Annotated in this window: 14 protein-coding genes; all 14 read left to right on the forward strand. The window is 36.1% G+C overall.

Annotated elements, in window-relative coordinates; genetic code table 11:
* The first annotated feature begins 6 nt into the window (after positions 1-6).
* A complete protein-coding gene (locus B2745_RS11435) occupies positions 7-429 on the forward strand; it encodes an RbsD/FucU family protein (RefSeq protein ID WP_026905071.1) in 423 nt (140 codons plus the stop codon).
* A 9-nt stretch (positions 430-438) separates the two neighbouring features.
* Positions 439-1,062, forward strand: a complete 624-nt coding sequence (locus B2745_RS11440) for a bifunctional 4-hydroxy-2-oxoglutarate aldolase/2-dehydro-3-deoxy-phosphogluconate aldolase (protein WP_304066630.1) — start codon at positions 439-441, stop codon at positions 1,060-1,062.
* Positions 1,063-1,076: 14 nt separating this feature from the next.
* Positions 1,077-2,225: a galactonate dehydratase gene (gene dgoD, locus B2745_RS11445; protein WP_304066633.1), complete on the forward strand. Its 1,149-nt coding sequence runs from the start codon at positions 1,077-1,079 to the stop codon at positions 2,223-2,225.
* A 129-nt stretch (positions 2,226-2,354) separates the two neighbouring features.
* Entirely contained in the window at positions 2,355-3,317 is a 963-nt protein-coding gene (locus tag B2745_RS11450; RefSeq protein WP_304066636.1) for a 2-dehydro-3-deoxygalactonokinase, read from the forward strand.
* A gap of 90 nt (positions 3,318-3,407) precedes the next feature.
* Positions 3,408-4,352 (forward strand): FAD:protein FMN transferase, encoded by a 945-nt coding sequence (locus B2745_RS11455; RefSeq protein ID WP_304066639.1) that lies wholly within the window; start codon positions 3,408-3,410, stop codon positions 4,350-4,352.
* A gap of 833 nt (positions 4,353-5,185) precedes the next feature.
* Positions 5,186-6,550 (forward strand): hypothetical protein, encoded by a 1,365-nt coding sequence (locus B2745_RS11460; RefSeq protein ID WP_304066642.1) that lies wholly within the window; start codon positions 5,186-5,188, stop codon positions 6,548-6,550.
* A gap of 209 nt (positions 6,551-6,759) precedes the next feature.
* Positions 6,760-12,336, forward strand: coding sequence for a fibronectin type III domain-containing protein (locus B2745_RS11465; RefSeq protein ID WP_304066645.1), 5,577 nt, complete (start codon positions 6,760-6,762; stop codon positions 12,334-12,336).
* Positions 12,337-12,380: 44 nt separating this feature from the next.
* The gene (locus B2745_RS11470; RefSeq protein ID WP_304066648.1) at positions 12,381-13,262 is read left to right on the forward strand and encodes a PorP/SprF family type IX secretion system membrane protein; all 882 of its coding nucleotides are present in this window, start codon (positions 12,381-12,383) and stop codon (positions 13,260-13,262) included.
* A 227-nt stretch (positions 13,263-13,489) separates the two neighbouring features.
* Positions 13,490-16,693 carry a SusC/RagA family TonB-linked outer membrane protein gene (locus B2745_RS11475; RefSeq protein ID WP_304066650.1) on the forward strand — a complete coding sequence of 1,068 codons (3,204 nt, stop codon included), beginning with the start codon at positions 13,490-13,492 and terminating at the stop codon, positions 16,691-16,693.
* A 17-nt stretch (positions 16,694-16,710) separates the two neighbouring features.
* Positions 16,711-18,189, forward strand: a complete 1,479-nt coding sequence (locus B2745_RS11480) for a RagB/SusD family nutrient uptake outer membrane protein (protein WP_304066653.1) — start codon at positions 16,711-16,713, stop codon at positions 18,187-18,189.
* 15 nt (positions 18,190-18,204) lie between these two features.
* Positions 18,205-19,083, forward strand: a complete 879-nt coding sequence (locus B2745_RS11485; RefSeq protein ID WP_304066656.1) for a DUF4397 domain-containing protein — start codon at positions 18,205-18,207, stop codon at positions 19,081-19,083.
* 88 nt (positions 19,084-19,171) lie between these two features.
* Entirely contained in the window at positions 19,172-20,392 is a 1,221-nt protein-coding gene (locus B2745_RS11490; RefSeq protein ID WP_304066659.1) for a glycoside hydrolase family 88 protein, read from the forward strand.
* 177 nt (positions 20,393-20,569) lie between these two features.
* Positions 20,570-22,702, forward strand: a complete 2,133-nt coding sequence (locus B2745_RS11495) for a BNR-4 repeat-containing protein (protein ID WP_304066663.1) — start codon at positions 20,570-20,572, stop codon at positions 22,700-22,702.
* 114 nt (positions 22,703-22,816) lie between these two features.
* Positions 22,817-23,607: BNR-4 repeat-containing protein (locus tag B2745_RS11500; RefSeq protein WP_304066666.1), on the forward strand; the 791-nt coding region annotated here is incomplete at its 3' end.

The raw sequence follows: 23,607 nt of genomic DNA on the forward strand, positions 1-23,607 counted from the left end.
TTTGCCATGTTAAAAACACAACTACTACACCCCGAGATATTAATGGAATTAGGCCGTAACGGACATGGCGCCAAAATTTTAATTTCTGATGGTAACTTTCCTGTAAACACCTGTACACCACAAACAGCAAAAAAGGTTTACTTAAATCTTACTCCCGGAGTTTTGAATGTTATTGATGTATTAAAAGTGATTAAAAACTTCATCCCGGTAGAAAAAGCCTACATCATGCAGCCACCAGATGAAACACCACAACCCATCCATCATGAATTTAAACAAATTCTTGATGAGGATACGCCATTTGAAGTGCTTAAAAGGTACGAGTTTTATGATATTGCCAAAACACCTGATGTTTGTTTAGCCATAGCTACTGCAGAGGTTAGAAGATTTGCCAATATCATTTTAGAAATTGGAGTTATTAGGCCAGAATAAATCAACAACATGCAAACATTACATCATATATATCAACATAAAATAGTAGCCATTATCAGAGGCGTTTCCGCCGATAAAGCTAAAGATGTGGCTTTTGCTTTAGCAGAGGGAGGTGTGAAAATTTTAGAAATCACCTTAAACTCACCAAAAGCCTTACAAGTTATAGAGCAACTGGCAGATAGTATCGGGAACCAAGTTTTAATAGGCGCAGGTACTGTATTAGATCCTGAATCTGCCAGAGCAGCCATTTATGCTGGTGCGAAATTTATTTTATCGCCAACGGTAGATATCCATACCATACACATGACCAGAAGACATGGTGCGGTAAGTATTCCTGGGGCATACACACCTACAGAAATATTAAATGCTTATGCCTGGGGTGGCGATATTGTGAAAGTTTTTCCGGCAAGTGCAGGGGTAGCCTATATCAAAGATGTAAAAGGACCTTTGCCACAAATTCCTATCATGCCAACTGGTGGTGTAGGTTTAGATAACATCAAAGAATTTAAGAAAATGGGTGCTGTAGCTTATGGTATTGGTAGTTCTTTGGTTGATGCTAAGCAAAACATCAATGATGAATATTTAAAACAATTAAGCTTAAAAGCGAAGCAGTTTATAAATGCTGTTCAATAATATCCATATTTAAAATGAAAATTACAGGTTACGAATTATATCAGGTTCCACCAAGATGGTTATTTCTTAAAATAGAAACCAGTGAAGGTATTGTAGGTTGGGGCGAGCCCGTTGTTGAAGGTAAAGCCGCTACGGTTAAAGCTGCTGTACATGAGCTAATGGAAGGTTTAATAGGTAAAGATCCACAGAATATAGAAGACCATTGGAATATGATGTACCGGGCAGGTTTTTATCGTGGAGGGCCTATTTTAATGAGCGCCATTGCTGGGATAGACCAAGCACTTTGGGATATTAAAGGTAAATTCTATAACACACCTATTTATCAGTTACTAGGAGGTAAAGCTCGTGATACCATGAAGGTTTACTCTTGGATAGGCGGCGATCGTCCAGCTGAAGTAGGTACTGCTGCTAAGGAAATGATAGATAAAGGCTTTAAGGCAGTAAAAATGAATGCTACTGAAGAGCTTCAAATCATAGATACTTACGATAAAATTGATGCCGCTATAGCTCGTATTGCCGCTGTTAGGGAAGCTGTTGGTCCGGCGGTTGGTATAGGGATAGATTTTCATGGTAGGGTACACAAACCTATGGCTAAGATTTTAGCTAAAGAGTTAGAAGCCTACAGACCAATGTTTATTGAAGAACCTGTTTTACCAGAAAACAATGAGGCATTAAGAGAAATTGCTAACCTAACTTCTATCCCTATTGCTACCGGAGAGCGTATGTTCTCTAGATGGCAGTTTAAAGATTTGTTAATTGGTGGTTATGCAGATATCATTCAGCCAGATTTATCCCACGCAGGTGGTATAACAGAGTGTAAAAAGATATTCTCAATGGCAGAAGCTTTTGATGTTGCCGTTGCGCCGCATTGCCCATTAGGCCCTATTGCTTTAGCAGCCTGTTTACAGGTAGATGCTACCAGTTACAATGCTTTTATACAAGAGCAAAGTTTAGGTATCCATTACAATCAGGGTAGTGATATTTTAGATTATATCATTGATAAAAATGTATTTAAATATGAGGATGGTTATGTTAAAATACCAGACGGACCAGGCCTCGGTATAGAAATAAATGAAGAACACGTAAAAGCTATGGCTAAAGTTGGGCACAACTGGAAAAATCCGGTTTGGCGTCATCAAGACGGTAGTATAGCAGAGTGGTAATCATTAAAAGATAAAAGGAGGAGTCATAAACGTTCATTGTTTGAAGGGTGTATTCATTGGTTTGGTTTAATAAATCTTCTTTCAGAAAGATGTACATTTTTGATTTCCTTCTTTTTTTAATTCTCCTACATGAATAATTTGTTTTTAAGTTGCGATTGGGGTACATCATCTTTCAGACTACGTTTGGTAGATGCTTACGGTTTAAAGGTTTTAACAGAGGTAAACAATGCCGAAGGTAATGCTAGCTTATTCCAAAAATGGAAAGCCGCTGGGGCTGATACACACCAAAGAATAAACTTTTATCTATCCTTCCTGAAAGAAAATATAGATAAAATCAGTTCAACATCTGGTGAAAATTTAGATGGGTTACCCATCATCATCTCTGGTATGGCATCATCTACAGTAGGCATGCAGGAGGTACCTTATAAAGAGCTTCCATTCTCTTTAAATGGAGCCGATTTAAAAACTATTCATTTTCCTGCTACCGCAAATTTTCCGCATCCCTTTACTTTAGTTTCAGGTGTTTGCTCTACAGATGATGTGATCAGAGGCGAAGAAATACAATTAGTAGGTTGCCAGCCAGATAAGAGAATCAAAGAACAGGTTTTTATTATTCCGGGTACACATTCTAAACACGTTTTTACTGTTGATGATAAAGCTGTAGGCTTCTGTACTTACATGACGGGCGAACTTTTTAGCTTACTAAGCACCCAAAGTATTTTAGCAACAACAGTAGAAAAACAAGGTGTTTTAGCAGATGAGGAAAATACCAAAAGCTTTAAGCATGGTGTTTTAGATAGTTTTAAAGCTAATTTACTACATGCCATGTTTTGGGTAAGAACCAACCAACTGTTTAATAAGTTTAGTAAAGAGAGCAATTACCATTATTTAAGTGGCTTGTTAATTGGTGCAGAATTAAAAGAATTAAAAGGAACGGATAAAGCCATAACCTTATTGGCTTCCGGTATTTTAAGCGAGAGTTATTTATGTGCTCTGGAAACCCTTGATTTAGCGAAGCAAGTATCACAAAAAAGTGTAGACGAAGCTATCATAAATGGCCATTATCAGCTTTATATGCTCCATTATCAATAGAAAATACTTACTTTCATCGGCAAAATAAGATGAATGATATTTAAAGCTCGCTACTATTTTGTTTTAATAAGTCTCATTTGTTCCTCTTTTATGCCCAGCCAAAGGGTAGTAGAAACTTACGAAATCAAAGGCTATACCCAGGGTACAACCTATAGCATAAAGTATTACGCATCTAAAGCTTTTATCGCTGAAGCAGAAATTGAAGCTATTTTAGCCGAATTAAATCAATCTTTATCAGTTTATCATGATACATCACTCATCAGCCAGTTTAACCAAAGCAAAAGAGGTGTAGTATTAGATAAGCATTTGAAAAAAGTGGTAAACGAAGCTCAGAAAGTAGCTAAAGCCTCTAACGGAGCCTTTGACATCACCGTTTTTCCTTTAGTAGATGCATGGGGGTTTTTAGGGAAACCCAAACAGTCTTTACCAGATAGCCTAACGGTAAAAAAAATATTAAAAAATGTAGGGTATCAGCAATTAATCCTTAAAAAGGATAGCTTAATCAAAAGTAACCCCGCTGTAAAAATAGATGTAAACGGTATAGCACAAGGCTATTCGGTAGATATTCTTGCCGATTTTTTAGAGCAAAGAGGTATCAAAAGATATATTGTAGAAATAGGTGGCGAATTAAGAATGAAAGGAAAAAAGCCTGATGGTTCTTATCCTAAAATTGGCATAGAAGCCCCAAATCTACAGGAAACAGCCTTTCAAAAAATCATCATCCCTAAAAAAGGAGCCATCACCACATCCGGAAGCTATCGTAAATTTGTAGAGACCAAAGGTTTAAAGCAAACACACCTGATAGATACCAAAACCGGTTATCCTATTAAAAGTAAAAATATAAGTGTAACGGTTTATGCTAAAACCGCTATGCTGGCAGATGCTTATGATAATGTTTTAATGGGTATGGATGTAGCAGAAGCTCTTCACTTTTTAAAAAAACATCCAGAGTTGGAGGCCTTTTTTATTTACCAACAGCAAGGTCTGCTAAAAGATACCGCTACAACTGGATTTTACAGCCTCTTAGCGCCTTAATTGACTATAAGTTTGTGTTGTTTTCATTAACCAAGAAAGCGTGTGTATCATGATGTCTAAATCTATAGCTAACAGGGTACTAACAGGGTCATAACAGGGTTATCATAAGGTTAATCACCCTGTTATATTCCTATAAATAACGTGTTACTTACTTGTTAATTTTTAATAAATACCTGATATGGTTCTTTCTTGAACTTTTATGTTGGATGTAAAAAGCTAGTTTTCCAACAAAAAGAATTATTAAGAAATGATTATCCTATAAAATGGATAAAGGTTTTAAATGTATGAGCTAAGGTGTAGGTAATGGGATAGATGAAGGGGTATTTTCTATTCAAAATCGGGTGTAATTTATATCAATCTATTTAACTCATACTAACAAATCGAATTAGTATAGGTTTATATTCAAAAAAAGTTTTATTTTTTATTTATGCTATCTTAAAAGACAAAAAAGAAGCTGCCAGAATTATTTTCGTGGCAGCCTGCTAAACCAATTTTATTAGAAAGGTATTCTAAATAGAGATGAGTTGTACAAACTTCATTATTTTTAAAAAGCAAATCCTGTAATATTTGGGCAATCTTTTAAACTAAATTGTCATTTTGGGTAGTAATAACCATATTTAGTGCTTTTATAAATGCACTATCATCAGGAGATGGTGCAGCTTAAAATAGGCTAAAATAGTTGTAGTAAATACTCAAAATGTTGAAATACTAAAAGTATCATAATTTATTTTAGTTGTTTATTAAACCTCCAGATAAAACCTATTATGAGATACCTGAAAGCGATTTTTTTGCTTGTGTTTATATTGAAGCCAGAGTTTAGTATTTGTCAAAAAATGGGTTTTACAGATGCAGCTCAATTTGGCTTCTCACCTACAGCTACAGGTATACAAAATTCAGAGGCTTTACAAAAAGCAATCAATCTGGGTGGTACTATCATCATAAGCAAGCCTGGTGTTTATAAATTTGCTCAAACAGTATATGTTGGCAGCCATACAACCATAGAATTTGGAAATAACGTATTCATAAAAAAGGTAAACGAAAAAGGTAATTTTTCTCATGTCTTTCTTAATAAAGGGGCGTTAACTAAAACCTACAATGAGCATATCAGTATTAAAGGACTTAATTTAATGGTTAATGGTATAGATAAACCTTTTTCAGAAGTATATGGGTTAAGAGGGCAGGTAGCGTTTTTTTATGTAAAAGATGTTAATATTGAGCGTTTTAGGTGCGAAGATTTAACTAAAATGCAGTTTGGTATACATGTGTGTACTTTTGAAGATTTAATCATAGATGATGTAATGATAAGAGGTGAAAAAGATGGAATTCATTTAGGAAGAGGGAAAAGATTTACGATTAGAAACGGTGTTTTCCAAACTTTTGATGATGCCATTGCGCTGAATGCACATGATTATGCGACAAGTAATCCAGAGTTAGGTTGGATTGAAAATGGAGTTATAGAGAATTGTCATGATTTAAATGCAGAAAATACGACTGGATATTTCTGTCGGATTTTAGCAGGTGCATGGATAGATTGGCAAGAAGGAATGGAAGTTCAACAATCCGATGCAGTAGTGGCTAATGGTAGAATTTATAGGGTACAAGCTCAACCAGATGGCACAAAATATGTTTCTAAAACAAAACCTACACATCAAGAAGGCAGCCAAATTCTAGATGGAATTAATTGGGGTGTTGTTCAAACTGATGTAACATATACCGCAGGCGTTAGAAATGTAGTTTTTAACAATATTTTTCTCGAAAAGCCTCGTATTGGCTTATCTATTCATTTTGATAATGATAAATATAGCCGTTCTTATTATCCCAACGCCACTATTCCATTACAAGAGCAATTAAGTTTTAACAATATTCGTATACTACATAATCAAGATATCCCATTTTTACTTATTGCAACTCCAGTTGATTTAATTACCATCAGTAATTCAAGCTTTAGAAATAATCATATTCAATTTATAAGTAATAAGGCTATGGTTAACTATCTAAAAACAAATATCAATATCTACGCATGTTCTTTTCAAAAGGAAGGAGAGTTTGAGTTGTTAAAAAATGATGTTGATGGGAAAGAAATTTACTTGAAAACCTTTGGTAATATAGAGCTGCATAAGAATTTTAGAGCAAAAATTAATCCAGGAAGAGGTTTAATCCATATCCAATCAGACTTAACAGGTTTAAAAAAAGATTAAGTATCCTTTTTAGTAAATGTTCTAATTTGCTTAATTCTATTAGTTTTTTGTTTATTGCTTGTTTAAGATAAAGGCTAGTTTAAAAGCCAATTCATCTTTGTTAAGAGTATTTGGGTAAAAATAGTTGTAATAAATGCTTAAAATGTTTAAAACTTAAAAGGGCTTACTTTTTAACTTTATACCCTAGCCAAAAGACTATTTTAAACACAATGAAAATAAAATTACTCCTTGTCATTTTATGCCTAGCATCAATTTGTAAAGCGCAAACACCAACTGAAACTTTTAATGTAGTTACAGAATTATCTATTCCTACCCATCCAACAAATGGAACGGATTTTCCAACTTCCATTGTTAGCCATAAAGGAAGTATTTATTATGCTTATATAGATCCTTCATTAAATGGATGTATAGCTAAAAAAGATCCAAACGGAGTGGTTACATCGGCAGTGGTATTACCGGGTATCCAAAACAACCCTTCTCATACCATGGTTGGTATTGCCATAGATGCCGAAGGTTATATACATTACATTGGTAATATGCACCAAAACCCAATGGTTTATTTAAGATCTGATAAACCTGAGGACATCACTGCTTTTACTTCTTTAAATGGAGATGTAGCAAACGGGGGGATGTGGGGCCCTGTAGGGGTAACTTACGGTAGGTTTGTACAAAGTAGAAAAGGAACATTGTTTTTTCTTTCAAGACAAAGATTAAATACTGTTAATGAAGGCTGGGTACAAGGTATCATGGGAGGCCATATACAAGTATATAATACTGATACCAAAAGATGGACCCAGTTAGGCTCATTAAATTATAGTATGGTAAGTGATAGAGGTCAAACCATTACAGGTGGTATGGATAGTCAGCACCAAACAAGAGCCGTGATATGGGATAATTCTGGGGCAGGAGCTTTTCCTGGGCCAATAGGTAACGCTTATCAAGGATATAAATTAAGAGTAGTTTTTGATAAAAATAACAGGATGCACATGGTATGGAATGTTGCAAAAAATCCAGTTTTAACTACTGTTTCTGATACCCATACCCATTTAATGTATGCTTATTCTGATGATGAAGGTGTTACTTGGAGAAAATCTGATGGCTCTTTATTAACCCTGCCTATTGGCACTACCAATGGCGAAGTTGTGTATAGCGAAGATCCAAACGTAAATACGCAAAGAATGTACAATTTCTGTAATATCATGTTAACATCCGATAACATGCCGGTTTTATTACAGTTCTCCTACACTCAAAATAAAACTTTAGCTTTTAAATTTAACGGTACAACTTGGGAAGAAGTTTCAGGGACTTGGAATCCAAGTTGGCCAGGCGAAGGCTTAATAGATGATAACGGTTACATGTCATTGGTGAGTGGTAGCGGTGGCGGAATGAGACGCTCTAATGATAATGGTACTAGCTGGAGACAATATACAGGTGTATCAACCTATCCAGGTGCTATATCATTCGACTATGAATATTACAGAGAAACCGGTATTTTAAGGCTACAAAGTGCAAATGGAGGTGCTTTAAGCGAGGTAAGAACTGTAACATTTTCTAATGCAAGTGAAGGTCAACTCGTTCCACCAGTATTAAGTGTTCTAAGTGGTACTACCTTTACAACGGCACAAACTATAAGTATTACACATCCTACTGCTGATGTCGTTATTAGATATACTACAGATGGCTCTTTACCAACAGCAACAAACGGAACAGTTTATACCACGCCAATTACGATTAGCAATACCACTACCATTAAAGCAGTAGCTTTTAAAACAGGTAGGGTAAGCAGCCGTTATGCCGCTTCAAGAATTCTTGTTTTTATTGGTCCGGATACACAAGCACCTTCTGCTCCAACCAATCTAAGTCCTACCAATATTTCATCCAGAGGTTTTACCGTAAACTGGACAGCATCTGTGGATGATCGTACAACAAATCCAACTTATGAGGTTTATTTAAACAATACCATGGTGGGGGTTTCTACCTCAACAAGTTATATTTTTAATAATTTAGATGCAGGTACTAATTATAGCGTAACTATAAAAGGTAAAGATGCCGCAGGTAATGTCTCTGCTTTTAGTAATGTATTAAGTGTAAGCACCCTGTCATCAAACGCTATTGGTATTTTTACCAGTAGGTTGGATATCGGAGGCGCATCACCTGCCGGAAGTTCTACTTTTAATAGTGGTACATACACTATTAATGGTGCAGGTAATACCAATGCAACTAATGAAGCCTCTCAATATTTATTTAGAGATGTAACGGGTGATTTTGTTTTAACTGGTCGCGTTCAGTCTTATACTTTTGATAATAATGTAGCTAATATTTTTGGAAGAGCAGGCTTTATGGTTAGGCAAGGTACGCAAGCTAACAATCCACCGGGTTTGTACTTGGCTTGTTTTAATAGTGCAAATGGTATCGAGTGGCGTACAAGAGCAACCCAAAGTGCAAATTTTACACAAGCAAATGTTGTTTATAGTAAATTATTACCTCATTGGATTCGTTTGACCAGAACAGGAAATAGTTTTAGGGCAGAATACTCGGAGGATGGTTCTGCATGGACAGTTTTAGGTACCCAAACCGTAGTTTTAGAAAGTACTGTGCAGGTAGGTTTATTTGTAGCTTCTAACCTAAACGCTTTAAGATCCGCTACTTTCACCAATGTATCTATCACTACGCCCAATGCTGTAGCAGACAATGTAGCACCAAGCGCAGCAAGCAATATTTTTGGTTCAGAAATAACTTCCAATAGTTTCAAAATTAATTGGACCGCCGCTACCGATAATGTGGCTACAACAGCTTATGATATTTTAATTAACGATAACTACGTAGGTACTACCACCAGTACTTCTTTTACCGTATCTGGTTTAACATTAGCTACAAATTATAGCGTTGTTGTTAGAGCTAAAGATGCAGCAGGTAATACTACGCCTAGTGCAGCTGTAAACATAGCTACCAGATCTAATGATGCTTCTATTGATAAAACAAGCTCAGCTATTGTTATTGATGGTGTTAAAGAGAGTTCTTGGGCTGGCGTTACTTTGCCTATTGCAAAAGTAACAACTGGTACTCTTTCCGGAGCGGCAGATTTAAGCGGTACATGGCAAGCAAATTACGATGCAACAAATCTTTATATTTTTGCAGATGTAACTGATGATGCTATCAATACCACATCTTCAAATTGGTATGATAACGATGGGATAGAAATTTATATTGATGCTACAAATGCAAAATCAGCTTCTTATACAACTTCTACTTTCCAATTAACTTTTACACATGGTAATGCAGTTCTAACTTCAAGAAACGGAGCTTCAAGACCTGTAACCGGTGTAGAACTGGCTTATGTAAATAAAGCAGCCGGTGGCGGTTATGTGGTAGAAATTAAAATACCCTTAGCATCACTAGCTATACCAACTCCTGTAGCAAACGGGCAAAAATTAGGTTTTGATATTTCGCTAATTGATAATGATACAGGTTTTAGAAAAGGTAAAATGAGCTGGTTTAATAATCAAGATAATTCTTGGCAAAGCCCTGCTAATTTTGGTATTGTAACTTTTTCTGAAGTGTCAGATAATCAAGCACCTACTGTACCAACAGGATTAGTTTCTTCAAACATTACCGCAACCGGGTTTAAACTAGATTGGACGGCATCTACAGACAATATTGGTGTAGCAAGTTATGAAGTATTTAGAAACGGTGTTTCATTAGGTACTACTACAAAAACAGATTTTAATGTAACTGGCCTTTTGGGTAGTACAACTTATAGCATGACCGTTTTAGCTAAAGATGAAGCTGGTAACGCATCAGCACAAAGTACGGTATTAAGTGTTACTACACTTGCACCGCCAGATACTGAAGCTCCAACTTCACCAATAGGTTTAGCTTTCTCTAATGTTACAGAAACAAGTACTGTTATCAACTGGTCTCCTTCTTTAGATAATGTAGGAGTTACAGCTTATGAAATATTTGTCAATGGTACGTCTGTAGGTACAACTAGTATCACAAATTTTGAAGTAACAGGTTTAACAGCGGGCACAACTTATAACATTACTGTTAGAGCTAGAGATGCAGCTGGTAATAATTCTTCACCTAGCCCTGCTTTAGCTGTAGCTACACTTGCTGCGCCAGATACACAGGCTCCTAGCGTACCTACAGGTTTAGCTTTCAATACCCTTACGAATACGAGTTTTAATATTACCTGGACGGCTTCAACAGATAATGTTGGCGTTACTTCTTATGAGATTTTTAATAACGGTGTGTCTGCTGGTACAGCAACAAGTACCAGTTTTTCTTTAACAGGATTAAATGCTCTTACAGCTTATTCTATAACTATAAAAGCTAAAGATGCTGCCAATAATAGTTCAGCAGAGAGTGCAGCATTAGTGGTTAATACACTTGCAGCTCCTGATGTGCAGGCACCAACTGTACCAACAGCTTTAAGTTTTGCTAACCTAACTTTTAATGGTTTTACTTTAAACTGGACCGCCTCAACAGATAATATTGGGGTAAGTAGTTACGAGATATTTAGAAATGGAGCCCTTATCGGTTCATCTATCACTACTAGTTTTGTGGTATCAGGTCTAGATGGCTCAACCACTTATAGTTTAACAGTTTTAGCCAAAGACGTAGCTGGTAATTCTTCGGCTCAAAGTACAGCTTTAAGTGTAACCACTCCGGCAGCTCCAGACACACAGGCACCAACCGTACCAACAGGTTTAGCTTCGTCTAACCTTACCTTTAACTCTTTTACATTAAGCTGGACAGCCTCAACAGACAATGTAGGTGTTACTTCTTATGAGATTTTTAGAAATGGTACATCTATAGGGACATCAACTACAACTAGTTTAGCATTAAGTGGCTTAACAGAATTAACCAACTACAGTATTACAGTAGTAGCTAAAGATTTAGCTGGTAATATTTCTGCACCAAGTACAGCATTGCTAGTAAGAACATTGGCAGCACCAGACACGCAAGCACCTACAGTGCCAACAAATCTTGCTTCCAGCAATATCACAGTTACTGGCTTTACTTTAACTTGGAATGCCTCTACAGATAATGTTGGTGTGGTATCTTATGAAATATTTAGAAATGGTACCTCTATAGGAACATCAACTGCAACTAGTTTTGCGCTTACGGGTTTATCACCTGCAACAAGTTACGCACTAACTGTATTAGCTAGAGATGCGGCAGGAAATGCTTCGGCTCAAAGTGCTGTTTTAAATGTTACCACTTCTGCAGGTGATATACAAGCACCAACAGTACCTACTGAACTTGTTGCTTCAAACATCAATGCAAATAGTCTTAGTGTAAGTTGGAAACCTTCATCAGACAATGTAGCAGTAACATCTTATACCGTATTTGTGAATGGTCAAGTTTATGGTAATACTGCTAGTAATACCATTTTCATCAAAGATTTATCTCCTAATACCACTTACACCATCACGGTTGCTGCAGCTGATGCTGCTAGTAATGTTTCGGCACAAAGTGCAGGTTTAGCAGTAAAAACGCTTACTTTTTCAACAAATAATTTAGATGTAGTTGTAGCAAATTTATTGTCGCCTAATGGAGATAATATCAATGATGTTTGGATGATTGAAAACATTCATTTATATCCTAATCACCAAATTAAGGTCTTTGATTCTTTAGGAAGAGTTATGTTAGACAGAAGGGCTTATCAGAATGATTGGAATGGAACCGTAAATGGTAATTTATTAAATCCAGGAGCTTATTTGTACATCATAGACCTTGGAAACAATAAAACATTAAAAGGATTTATAACCATAGTTTATTAAGCTACCCTATAACTCATTTGAAACAAGCTTTAAAGAATAAAAAAATGTTAAAAAGAAATATATTTATCATACTTCCTTTACTGTTATTAGGTAGTTTAGCTTTTGCTCAACAACCATTTATCAATCAGTATTACCATAATCAATACCTGATAAATCCTGCAAATGTAGGTATTAATGATGGTTTGGTTATAGGCTTAGCGTATCGTAATCAATTTAATAGTGTTGCGGGCGCACCTGTTAACCAAGCCATTACGGCCTCCTATAAAGCGGGTAAAAATGTTGGTTTAGGCTTACAGGTTAACAATTCTTCTATAGGGTTGCTTAAAAGCACTGCTGCAGTTTTAAGTTATGCTTATCATTTGCCTTTAAGCAAAAGTTCAGAACAATTACATTTTGGGGTATCCGTAGGCGGACGCCAGTTAAGGCTAGCCCAGTCAGACATTACGGCTTCTAATAGCGACCCCGTTGTAGGGCAGTTTTCTGATAGACCTTTAACATTAGAATCAAATTTTGGTATAGCTTACACCAATGATAAATTAAACCTTCAATTTAGCTTGCCTAACCTAAGTCGTTTACTCAAATCAGATATCATCACCACCAATAATTATTCTTATTACGCTGCAGCAAGCTATTTGTTTTTGGAAGAGCAGAATCTAGGTTTTTCAGTAGAACCTATCTTAACCGTACAAGGCATTATTGATAATGACCCTTTAATTGGTGGTGGAGCCAAATTGAATTTTTTAGATGATAAATTTAATCTGTTAGGCTATTATGGTAATAATAAAGTCTTGAGCTTTGGTTTGGGTTTTACCTATGATGAAATCATATCTTTCCAAGGTAATTACAACGCTTCCAACAATCAGCTTCCTGGATTTAGTAATAGTTTTGAAATAGGACTAAACATATTGTTAAAGAAGAAGAAATAAATTTAACGCTCTTTTTTTTCTAATCTCAATAATCAAAATTCCTTAACTGATATTGCAATATATTGTCTCTGTGTTTTAACATTTATGTCAAAATAGTTTAAGAAAGAGACAATATATTGGTTAATATTTTTTCAAATGCTTTCTACTTTTGGATATAAACCGAAAATTATATTTAATCAATTATGCAAAAACTAATTATTTCAAAGCAATTAAAATTGCTATTATGTGTGAGCACATTATTGTTTTTACATGTCCATGTGTTTGGGCAAGCCTTAAGAGAAATTAAAGGTGTTGTAAAAGATGGTACCGGGGAACCATTAGCCGGGGCAACAGTTAAAGTAAAATCTACAACAAGAGGTGTTACTACTGATTTGGATGGTAAATTTACAATATCTATAGAAGAGGGTGCTACTTTAGTAGTGAGCTATGTAGGTTATAAAACACTAGAAGTAAGAACGGGTAGTGCTACTAATTACCCTATCGAGCTATCTTCTGAAAATGTTTTAAATGATGTGGTGGTAACAGGTTATGGTGTGCAAAGAAAGAGGGATAATACCGGTTCTACAACATCTATTAAGGCCGAAGAAATAGCACAAGTTCCGGTAATGAGCCCGGCCCAAGCTTTACAAGGAAGAGCAGCCGGTGTAAACGTTATCCAATCTAGCGGTGCACCAGGTGGCGCAACCCAAGTGCAAATCAGAGGGGTAAACAATACTGGTGAGAGACGAGGTTCCAATTCTCCTTTATTTGTAATAGATGGTGTGCCTTTATTTGAAGTTACCGGTGAGTTTACTGCAGGTGGTGGTGGTGCTAGTACACCAGACTTTAACTTGGGTAATCCTTTAGCTACCATCAATCCAAACGATATAGAATCTATGGAGGTGTTAAAGGATGCTTCTGCAACAGCTATTTATGGTTCAAGGGCTGCCAATGGGGTGATTATCATTACCACCAAATCTGGTAAAGCAGGCAAAAGTAAAATCAATTTAGATTATTACTATGGTGCACAGCAAATGACCAATAAATGGGATATGATGAATGCTACGGAAGGTATGATGTTAAGAAATCAAGCTATTATAAACGTAGTAAGTGGTCCAAGAAACATAGAACCAGAATTATTCAATCCTTTTTCTTTTGCTTCTAGCCCTGATTATCCAGGCAGTACAGATTGGCAAAACGAATTATTTAGAACAGCACCAATTCAGGACTTAAATTTATCAGTTTCTGGTGGTGTAGATAAAATCAGATATGCCGTTAGCGGTAACTATTTTAACCAAGAAGGTATATTTTTAGATACCTACTCAGAAAGGTTATCAGGAAGAGCTAATTTAGATTTTGATGCTACAGATAAATTATCTTTCGGTATAAGAACAACTGTATCAAGACAAACAGGAGATAATGCTTTCGACGCAAATGGTTTCCAAGGAAACGTCCTCATGGCTCTTACTTCTTTTTCTTATCAACCGGCCTATTTTGCAGATGGTTCTTATTGGGGGCCACCTAATACTAATGGAGTCGTTTTCGATAATAGAAACGGCGTTACAGAAGCTATTGAGTTTGATAAGCTGGTAGATAGAAATCGTGTTATTTCTAATGTTTTTGGAGAGTATAAAATAGCTAAAGGTTTAACTTTTAAAAGTTCTTTTGGTATTGATTTAGTAAATGTGAAGCAGCGTACTTATACGCCAGCTATTCTTAGAGGTCCTACCTTTACTTATGCAGGGCCTGACACTGCGCCAAACAATTTTTCTAGATCTCAATTAGATAACACCTCTGGAAGAAACTGGATTGCCGAGCAAACTTTAAACTACAATAGAACATTTAACAATGATCATAAATTAGACGTTTTACTAGGTTTTTCAGCTCAAGAATTTAATTTGGAAACGAATTTTATGAAAGCTGATGGCTCGTTAAATCCAAATTTATTATTGATAGGTCCAAACAACTCTACGATAGTGGCATTTTCTGAATCAATTTCTCAAAACACTTTAGTATCTCAATTCAGTAGAGTTAACTATAGCTACAAAGGCCGTTATTTATTTACCGGTACAGTACGTAGAGATGGTTCATCAAACTTTGGTCCAGACAATCGCTATGGTATTTTCCCATCAGCATCGGTTGCTTACCGTATTTCTGAAGAAAATTTCTTTAAACCATTGAAAAATGTAGTTGATGATTTAAAAATCAGAGCGAGTTACGGTATAACCGGTAATCAGGATATTGGGGCTTTCGCTTTCATAGCTTTAATGAACTCAGGTGTTAACTATACCTTTAACAATGTTTTAGCTACAGGTACAGCTCCTAATGGTATACCAAATGCAGGTTTAAGATGGGAAGCTAACAAACAAACCGATATCGGTTTAGACGTTTCTTTCTTAAAAGGTAGAATTGTGTTTGCGGCAGATTATTTTGTTAAAAATGCAACGGATTTATTGTATAATAATTTATTGCCAAGAACATCTGGCTTTTTCTCTCAACAGCAAAACTTAGGGCAAATTCAGAACAAAGGTTTCGAGTTTGCTTTAAACACAGTTAATATTGATAAGGCTTTAAAATGGACTTCTAGCATCAACGTATCAACCATCAAAAATAAAGTTATCAATATTGGTGTAGATGGTAGCGGGGCACCATTAGAAATCAGAGGCATAACTCCAAGAGGTGTTGCGGGTCCTGTAAACTTGACAAAAGCAGGATACCCAATAGGTTCTTTCTGGGGTTACCAAACTGATGGTTTATACCAAACGGTTGATGATATTTACAGAAGAAACCCTGATGGCTCTTTTATGGTAAATGCTACTACCGGTCAAAGAGTACCTTATCAAATTGGTCCGGGTAACAGAATTCCACAACCTGGAGATCAAAGATATATTGATGTTAACAATGATGGTATCTTAAACGATGCTGATAAAGTGATATTAGGCTCGCCGTTTCCAGATTTATTTGGCGGTATCTCCAATAACTTTACCTATAAGAACTTTGGCTTAAATGTTTTTGCTAATTTCTCTTTGGGTAATGAGTTATTTAACCAAGCCAGACTACAAATTCAACAAGGCTTAAACTCTTGGGGTAGTATAGATAATTTAAATGCTTGGTCTGGTCCAGGAACTTCTAACACTTATCCAAGACCTACTGCCGGAGCGCAATCTCAATTAAATTTGCTAGAGTCTAACAGGTTTGTTGATGATGCCTCTTTCTTAAGAATTCGTAACATTACTTTTTCTTATCAAGTTCCTGCTAAGTTTATTAACAAATATAAAATGCAATCTTTACGTTTATACACTAGCGTATCCAATGCTTTTACATTTACCAAGTATCAAGGTTGGGATCCAGAGGTTAGCAGTAATGGTAGCAATGGTGTTAACGGAGGTCAGGATTTAGGTTCTTACCCTGTGGCTCGTACTTTCCAAATGGGTATTAACATAGGCTTATAATTAAGATTTTTAGAAAGATGAAAAAGAATATAATCATATTTGGATTAGCATTTTTATCACTAACATCATGTGATAAGATGTTAGATGTAGATCCAAAGATATCAGGTAGAACTTTAACAGATTTATCTTTTGAAACGTTGCAAGGCGTTAGACAAGCATCGGTAGGTTTATATCCTCCTGTTTTAGGTGTTTACAGAAATATCTGGCAATTAGATGTCATGAGTGATGATGCACACAATACCGTTGCAGATGGATTAGAGACAAACTCTTTAGACAATAGAAGTGGGTTTGCATACAACCTTTGGGCCGATTCTTACACAGGAATAGGTCGTTGTAATACTTTTTTAACCAGAGTGCCAGCACTACAAACTCTTCCTGGTAATGAAACAGCTTTAAAAAACCAATTTTTAGGTGAAGCTTATTTTTTAAGAGCTTTACATTATTTTAATTTGGTGAGGTTATACGGAGATGTTCCTTTGATAACTGTAGAGCCAACGAATGTTAATCAGTTGTATATCCCTAGAACCCCAGCGGCACAAGTTTATGCACAAATTGAAAGCGATTTATTACAAGCCATTTCTTTACTGCCAGCCAGATACCCTAATGCGGCTATAGTACAACCTATAGCTCCAAATATTGGTGGGCATACAGATATAGGTAGGGCAACTTCTGGCGCAGCCAGAACATTATTAGGCCACATGTATCTTACTACTGGTAATAACATTAAAGCAGAAGAGCAATTGCAAGCAGTAGTCAACTCTGGTGTATATTCTCTAAATAGCAATTACGCTACCAATTTTGGTGCTTTACCAGGTGGTACAGAAAATGGGGTAGAGTCTATTTTTGAAGCGCAATTTGCGCCACAAGGTACTCTAAATGGGGCACAAAATGAGTTTGGATGGCAGTTTGCACCACCAGATGAGTTAAGTAGTGGTGTTGCTGGTTTTAACCGTTATATGCCTACCAATAAGGCTTTAACTTTAGCATCAGATTTAAATAATACCTTGGTAGAAGCTTTTAGTACTTCAGATTTAAGATTAGGCTTATCTGTAAGAACAAATAATGGTACACCTACCGTAGCAGTTTCACAAAAATTCTACGTACAAGGTTCAGGAAATACTTCTTCTGTAAACTGGGTAGTATACCGTTATGCTGATGTTTTATTGATGTTAGCAGAAGCACAACAAGCGCAAGGTAACAAAGATGTTCAGGCATTGGCTAATTTAAACCTAGTACACAATCATCCAAGAACAGGTTTAGCAGCTTATGTGGGCTTAACGGGTAATGCTTTACGCGATGCGATCAGACTGGAGAGAAGATTAGAGCTTAACTTAGAGGGAAAAAGATGGTTTGATTTATTGAGATGGGGAAATATTGTACAGGTGATGCAAGCACATAACAGACCAATTCAAGCTAATACAGGTGGTTTATTACCAATACCTAGAGCCGAAATTGATCTTAATCCAAACCTAACTCAAAATACAGGCTACAATTAATTTAAAATCAGAAAAATGAAATCGAAAAAATATATCCTATATAGCATAGCTTTATTTGCTGCTGCTTTTAGCGCTTGTAAAGAAGAAACTAGAGAAGGTATTACAGATGCGTCGAACATGGCTAAAGTTGCTATTATGCAAACAGCTACCGAAGTAAGACCCGGTTTAACCACCCATAACCCAACAAGTTTGGTATTAGGTTATTACTTTAACTTAGACGGAAGAAGGTTGTATTCTCAAGTAATGCAAGTTAACCGTACCACGGGTTATTTTTTAAGTTCTCCGGGAAGCAAAAATTTATTAATAGACAGCACAAGGTTTGTAGCTGATTTTATTCAGCCATCTGCTAATGTTGCTTCTGTTCCTTTAAATTTAGAAAGAGGTAAATATTACTCCGTATTTTTAGGTGGTAGGATTCAGGCACCAGACGTTTTAGTTACTGAGGATAATTTTACCAGACCAGTTGCGGGTAAGGCAAGTATCCGTTTTGTACACATGTCGCCAGATACAGGTCCAATTGATTTGGCAACAGGGCCTTCTACTGCTACAGCAGCAAATTTATCTACATTAATCAGTAATTTAGCTTTTAAAAATGCTAGTCAGTTTGTTACAGTAGATGCAGGTGGTTATAAATTAAGTATTCGTCCAACAGGGGTGACTACAGCTATTCCAACATTTACTTCTTCTGTAGCTGTTAATAATAGCCAGATATTGCCAACTTGGATCAATATGGCTACATCTACAACCAATGAGTTTACTTTGAAATTTGAGTCTGGTAAAGTTTATACCATGGTGTTAAGAGGTTATCAAAACGTTAACTTAACTAACCCAACCCAAATTGGCTCAAACTTAAATAGAATAAATGTGGGCACAGTTATCAATATGTATTGGTAGTTTCCTATTAAAGTTTAATTTGTTGTGATAATGTTAAAGCGCCCGGATTTATGCCGGGTGCTTTATTTTTAAAGAAACCTTTTATTGTATGAACCTAAAACCGATTATTTTTACCTGCTTGTTTTTTTTGGGAAACCCATTATTTGCTCAAAAATTTTTTAATAAGGCTGTTCTTACTGCCGAGATACAATTAAACAACATGGTGGCTAAAGAAACTAATCCTTCAGTTATACCACGCTCTCTTTTTAATGATGGTTCTTTTAAAAGTGTTGATATGTACGATTGGACCAGTGGTTTTTTTGCTGGTAATTTATGGTATGGTTACGAGCTTAGTGAAAATAACAATTTAAAGCAGGAAGCCATTAAATGGACAAAAGCCTTAGAACCTATCAAGTTTTATACAGAAAATCATGATTTAGGTTTTATGGCCTATTGCAGTTTTGGAAATGCGTACCGACTTACCAAAGAAACTTATTATAAAGATGTACTGATAGAAGCAGCAAAGTCTTTAGCCACCAGATATAACCCAACAGTTAAAGCTATCAAATCATGGAATGATTTTCCGGCTGCCGATAGTGTAAATATTTATAATTTCCCGGTCATCATAGATAATATGATGAATTTAGAACTGTTATTTTTTGCTAGTAGAGAAAGCGGAAATCCTTATTTTAAAGATATAGCTATTGCACACGCCAATACAACCATCAAACATCATTTTAGAGAGGATTATAGTACCTATCATGTGGTGTGTTATGATACCCTTACTGCAAAACCAATAGTTAAAGAAACCAATCAAGGTTATGCGCATGAGTCTGCCTGGGCTAGAGGGCAAGCTTGGGGCTTATATGGTTTTACGGTTTGCTATAGAGAAACTAAAGATCCTCAGTATTTACAACAGGCAGAAAAAATTGCACAATTTATCATCAATCATCCAAACCTTCCAAAAGATGGAGTTCCATATTGGGATTATCATGTCAATCAGCCAAATTATACACCTGTTTTTAACTATCAACCCAATCAATATCCTGTTATACCCAGAGATGCATCAGCAGCAGCCATCACAAGTTCTGCACTATTTGAATTGAGTAAATACAGCAAAGAATCTGCGCAGCTTTATGAAGATTTTGCCATCAAAATTTTAAAATCATTAAGTAAAAAGCAGTATTTAGCTAAACCTCAAACAAATCATCATTTCATTTTAAAACACAGTGTAGGAAGCTTGCCTCATAACAAAGAAGTAAATGTGCCTCTAGTTTATGCAGATTATTATTATCTGGAAGCTTTGTTAAGATATCAGGCTTTAAAATAAAGCAATTAAATTGTTTTAAAAATCAGCCGTTTGTGGTAAGGTTTTAATAAATTAAACCAAGTGATTTTTTAATGAAGATATAGTTAAAAAATGCCAATAAAGTTATAAAGATGGTCAATCTAATTTAAAACTGTGAAGCGTAATATAATTAATATAGCCGCAGATTTATAAATTAATATGATGCCATTTAAATTCTTGATTTTACATTTTTTAATATTTTTATCTTCTTATTTATGTGCACAAACGCCAGGTGAGTTAGCAAATGTTAATATAGATTTAACTTATACCACTCACGCTATAAACGGCACTGATTTTCCGACCGCTATTGCTTCCCATAAAGGAAATATTTATTATGCGTATTTAGATGCTGCACTAAATGGCTGTATTGCTAAAAAGGATAAAAATGGGATAATCACCTCCCAAGTAATCATACCTAACGTTGCTGATAATGCCTACCATACCATGGTTGGCTTAGCTATAGATGCCGAAGGTTATATCCATTACATCGGAAACATGCACCAAACCCCTATGGTATATTACAGATCTGTTAGGGCCGAAGATATAAGTGCTTTTACTGCGCTACATGGTGACGTTGCCAACGGTGGAATATTTGGCCCGGTAGGTGTAACTTATGGTAGGTTTGTCCAAAGCAGAAAAGGAACTTTATTTTTCTTATCCAGACAAAGGTTAAACACCGTATCAGAAGGTTGGGTACCGGGTATTATGGGCGGTAGCATACAAGTTTATAATACCGATACCAAAAGATGGAGCCAACTGGGCTCTCTGGATTATACCTTAACAGGAGATAGAGGGCAAACCATTACCGGTGGTATGGATGCCAACCACCAAGTTAAAGCCGTATTTTGGGATTTATCCGGAGCCGGAGCCCCACCCAATAACGCTTATCAGGGTTACAAAATCAGGATAGTATTTGATAATAACAACCGTATGCACATGGTATGGAATGTGGCTAAAAATCCGGTGAGGACAACTGTTTCTGATACACATACCCACTTGATGTATGCTTATTCTGATGATGAGGGCATCACCTGGAAAAGAAGTAATGGTACCACATTAAGCTTACCTATAACAACAGCTAATGGAGAAGTGGTGTACATGGAAGATCCTAATGTAAATGCACAAAGGATGTACAACTTTTGTAATATCCTATTTGGAAATGATAACCAGCCAACGATTTTACAACAATCTTATACACAAAACAAGATGTTGGCTTTTAGGTTAACAGGAGGTAATTGGGTAGATGTAAGCAGCACCATCAATTCCGCCTGGCCAGGCGAAGGTTATAATGATGGCAACGGTTGGATTACCTTTCCCGCAGGTTCATCCACCTTTAGAAGAACCAATGATAATGGAAGTACTTGGTTAAGTTATGCAAGTTTGCCTAGTAATACCGGAACACACAGTATAGATTATCAGTATTTATATGAAACAGGTAAAGTTAGACATCAAAGGGTATCAGGTACAACATCAACCGTACAAACCATCACCTTTAGTGGCTCTACCGGTGGGCAGGTAGCACAGCCAGAAATTAGCGTGGTAAGTGGTAGCCATTATGTAGATGATATTCATGTTGAGATAACTTGCCCTACATCCAATACCACCATCAGATACACAACAGATGGTAGTTTACCTACCACTACAAACGGGACCGTTTATACCGGGCCCATCACCATCAGTAATTCTGTTACCTTAAAAGCCAGAGCCTTCCATAACACTAAAACCGAGAGTAGATTGGCGGCATCTGAAATTGTCATAGAAGCTGTTTTACCTGTTTCTATCATTAACTTTAAAGGTTCTTTAAATAAACAAGGTATCTTATTAGACTGGAATACCTCGGCAGAACTAAATACAAAACATTTTGAAATTTTGGAGTCTACAAATGGCGAAAATTTTAAGATTAAAGCTATACAAACAGCTTTTGGCAAACCTTCTGTTTATACTTTTTTGGATAAAAATGTAAGTTTTGGCGAAACTTATTATTACAAGCTAAAAGCTGTTGACATGGATGCAAGCAGTACCATGAGCCAATATGTAGTAGTAGACTATCATAAAAACACTTATGGTATGATGATCCATACGGATATGCAAACCAAATCTATCACCTTAACTTCAAACCATGAAGATGTGATAGACATGGAGCTTTATAATTTAAGCGGACAACGTTTACAAAAGAATAGTTTTTATAAAAAATTTCATATAGATACAGCCCTACTACAACCAGGTATTTATATCATAAAATGCTCAGCCAGTAAAGTTGGCATAACAAAAATGTATAAAGTAGCACTTTAAACTTACAAATCTATAGCATTATAAAATGCTTATAATGTGTAAGATACTGCCAATATAGTTTTATTTATAAGGGGTTAATTAGTATAAATTTAATTCAACCAATTATAAAACTATATGAAACTAAAACTACTTTTCCTAAAAGTGGTGGTGTTGTACTGTTTAGTGCTTCAGGCGCAAACTCCAGCAGAAACCACCAGTATCACTACCGATTTAACACTGACTACCCACGCCATCAATGGGGCAGATTTTCCTACAGCTATTGTAACTTACAAAGGGGTAATTTATTATGGTTATATAGATGCTAATTTAAACGGATGTATAGCCCGTAAAGATGTAAATGGTAATATTACCACAGCCATTGTAATGACAGGCATGACAGCTGATGATAACCATAATGAGGTTTCTATAGCCGTAGATGCAGAAGGATATATCCATTGGACAGGTAATATGCACCAAACCCCAATGGTTTACTATCGCTCTGTCCAGCCAGAAAGTATATCAAACTTTATCATGCTTAACTCAGATGTTGCTAATGGAGGCATCTCTGGCCCTATTGCCGTAAGTTATGGTAGGTTTATCCAGAGCAGAAAAGGAACCTTATTCTACATATCTCGTCAAAGAGTTAATACCGTATCAGAAGGTTGGGTACCGGGTAATATGGCTGGTAACATACAAGTTTACAATACCGATACCAAAAGATGGAGCCAACTAGGCTCTCTGGATTATACCTTTACAGGAGATAGAGGACAAACCATCATTGGTGGTATGGATGCTAACCACCAAACCAAAGCCGTATTTTGGGATTTATCCGGAGCCGGAGCCCCACCCAATAACGCTTATCAGGGTTACAAAATCAGGATAGTATTTGATAATAACAACCGTATGCACATGGTATGGAATGTGGC

The sequence above is a fragment of the Pedobacter glucosidilyticus genome (assembly GCF_002483235.1).
GTDB lineage: Bacteria > Bacteroidota > Bacteroidia > Sphingobacteriales > Sphingobacteriaceae > Pseudopedobacter > Pseudopedobacter glucosidilyticum_B.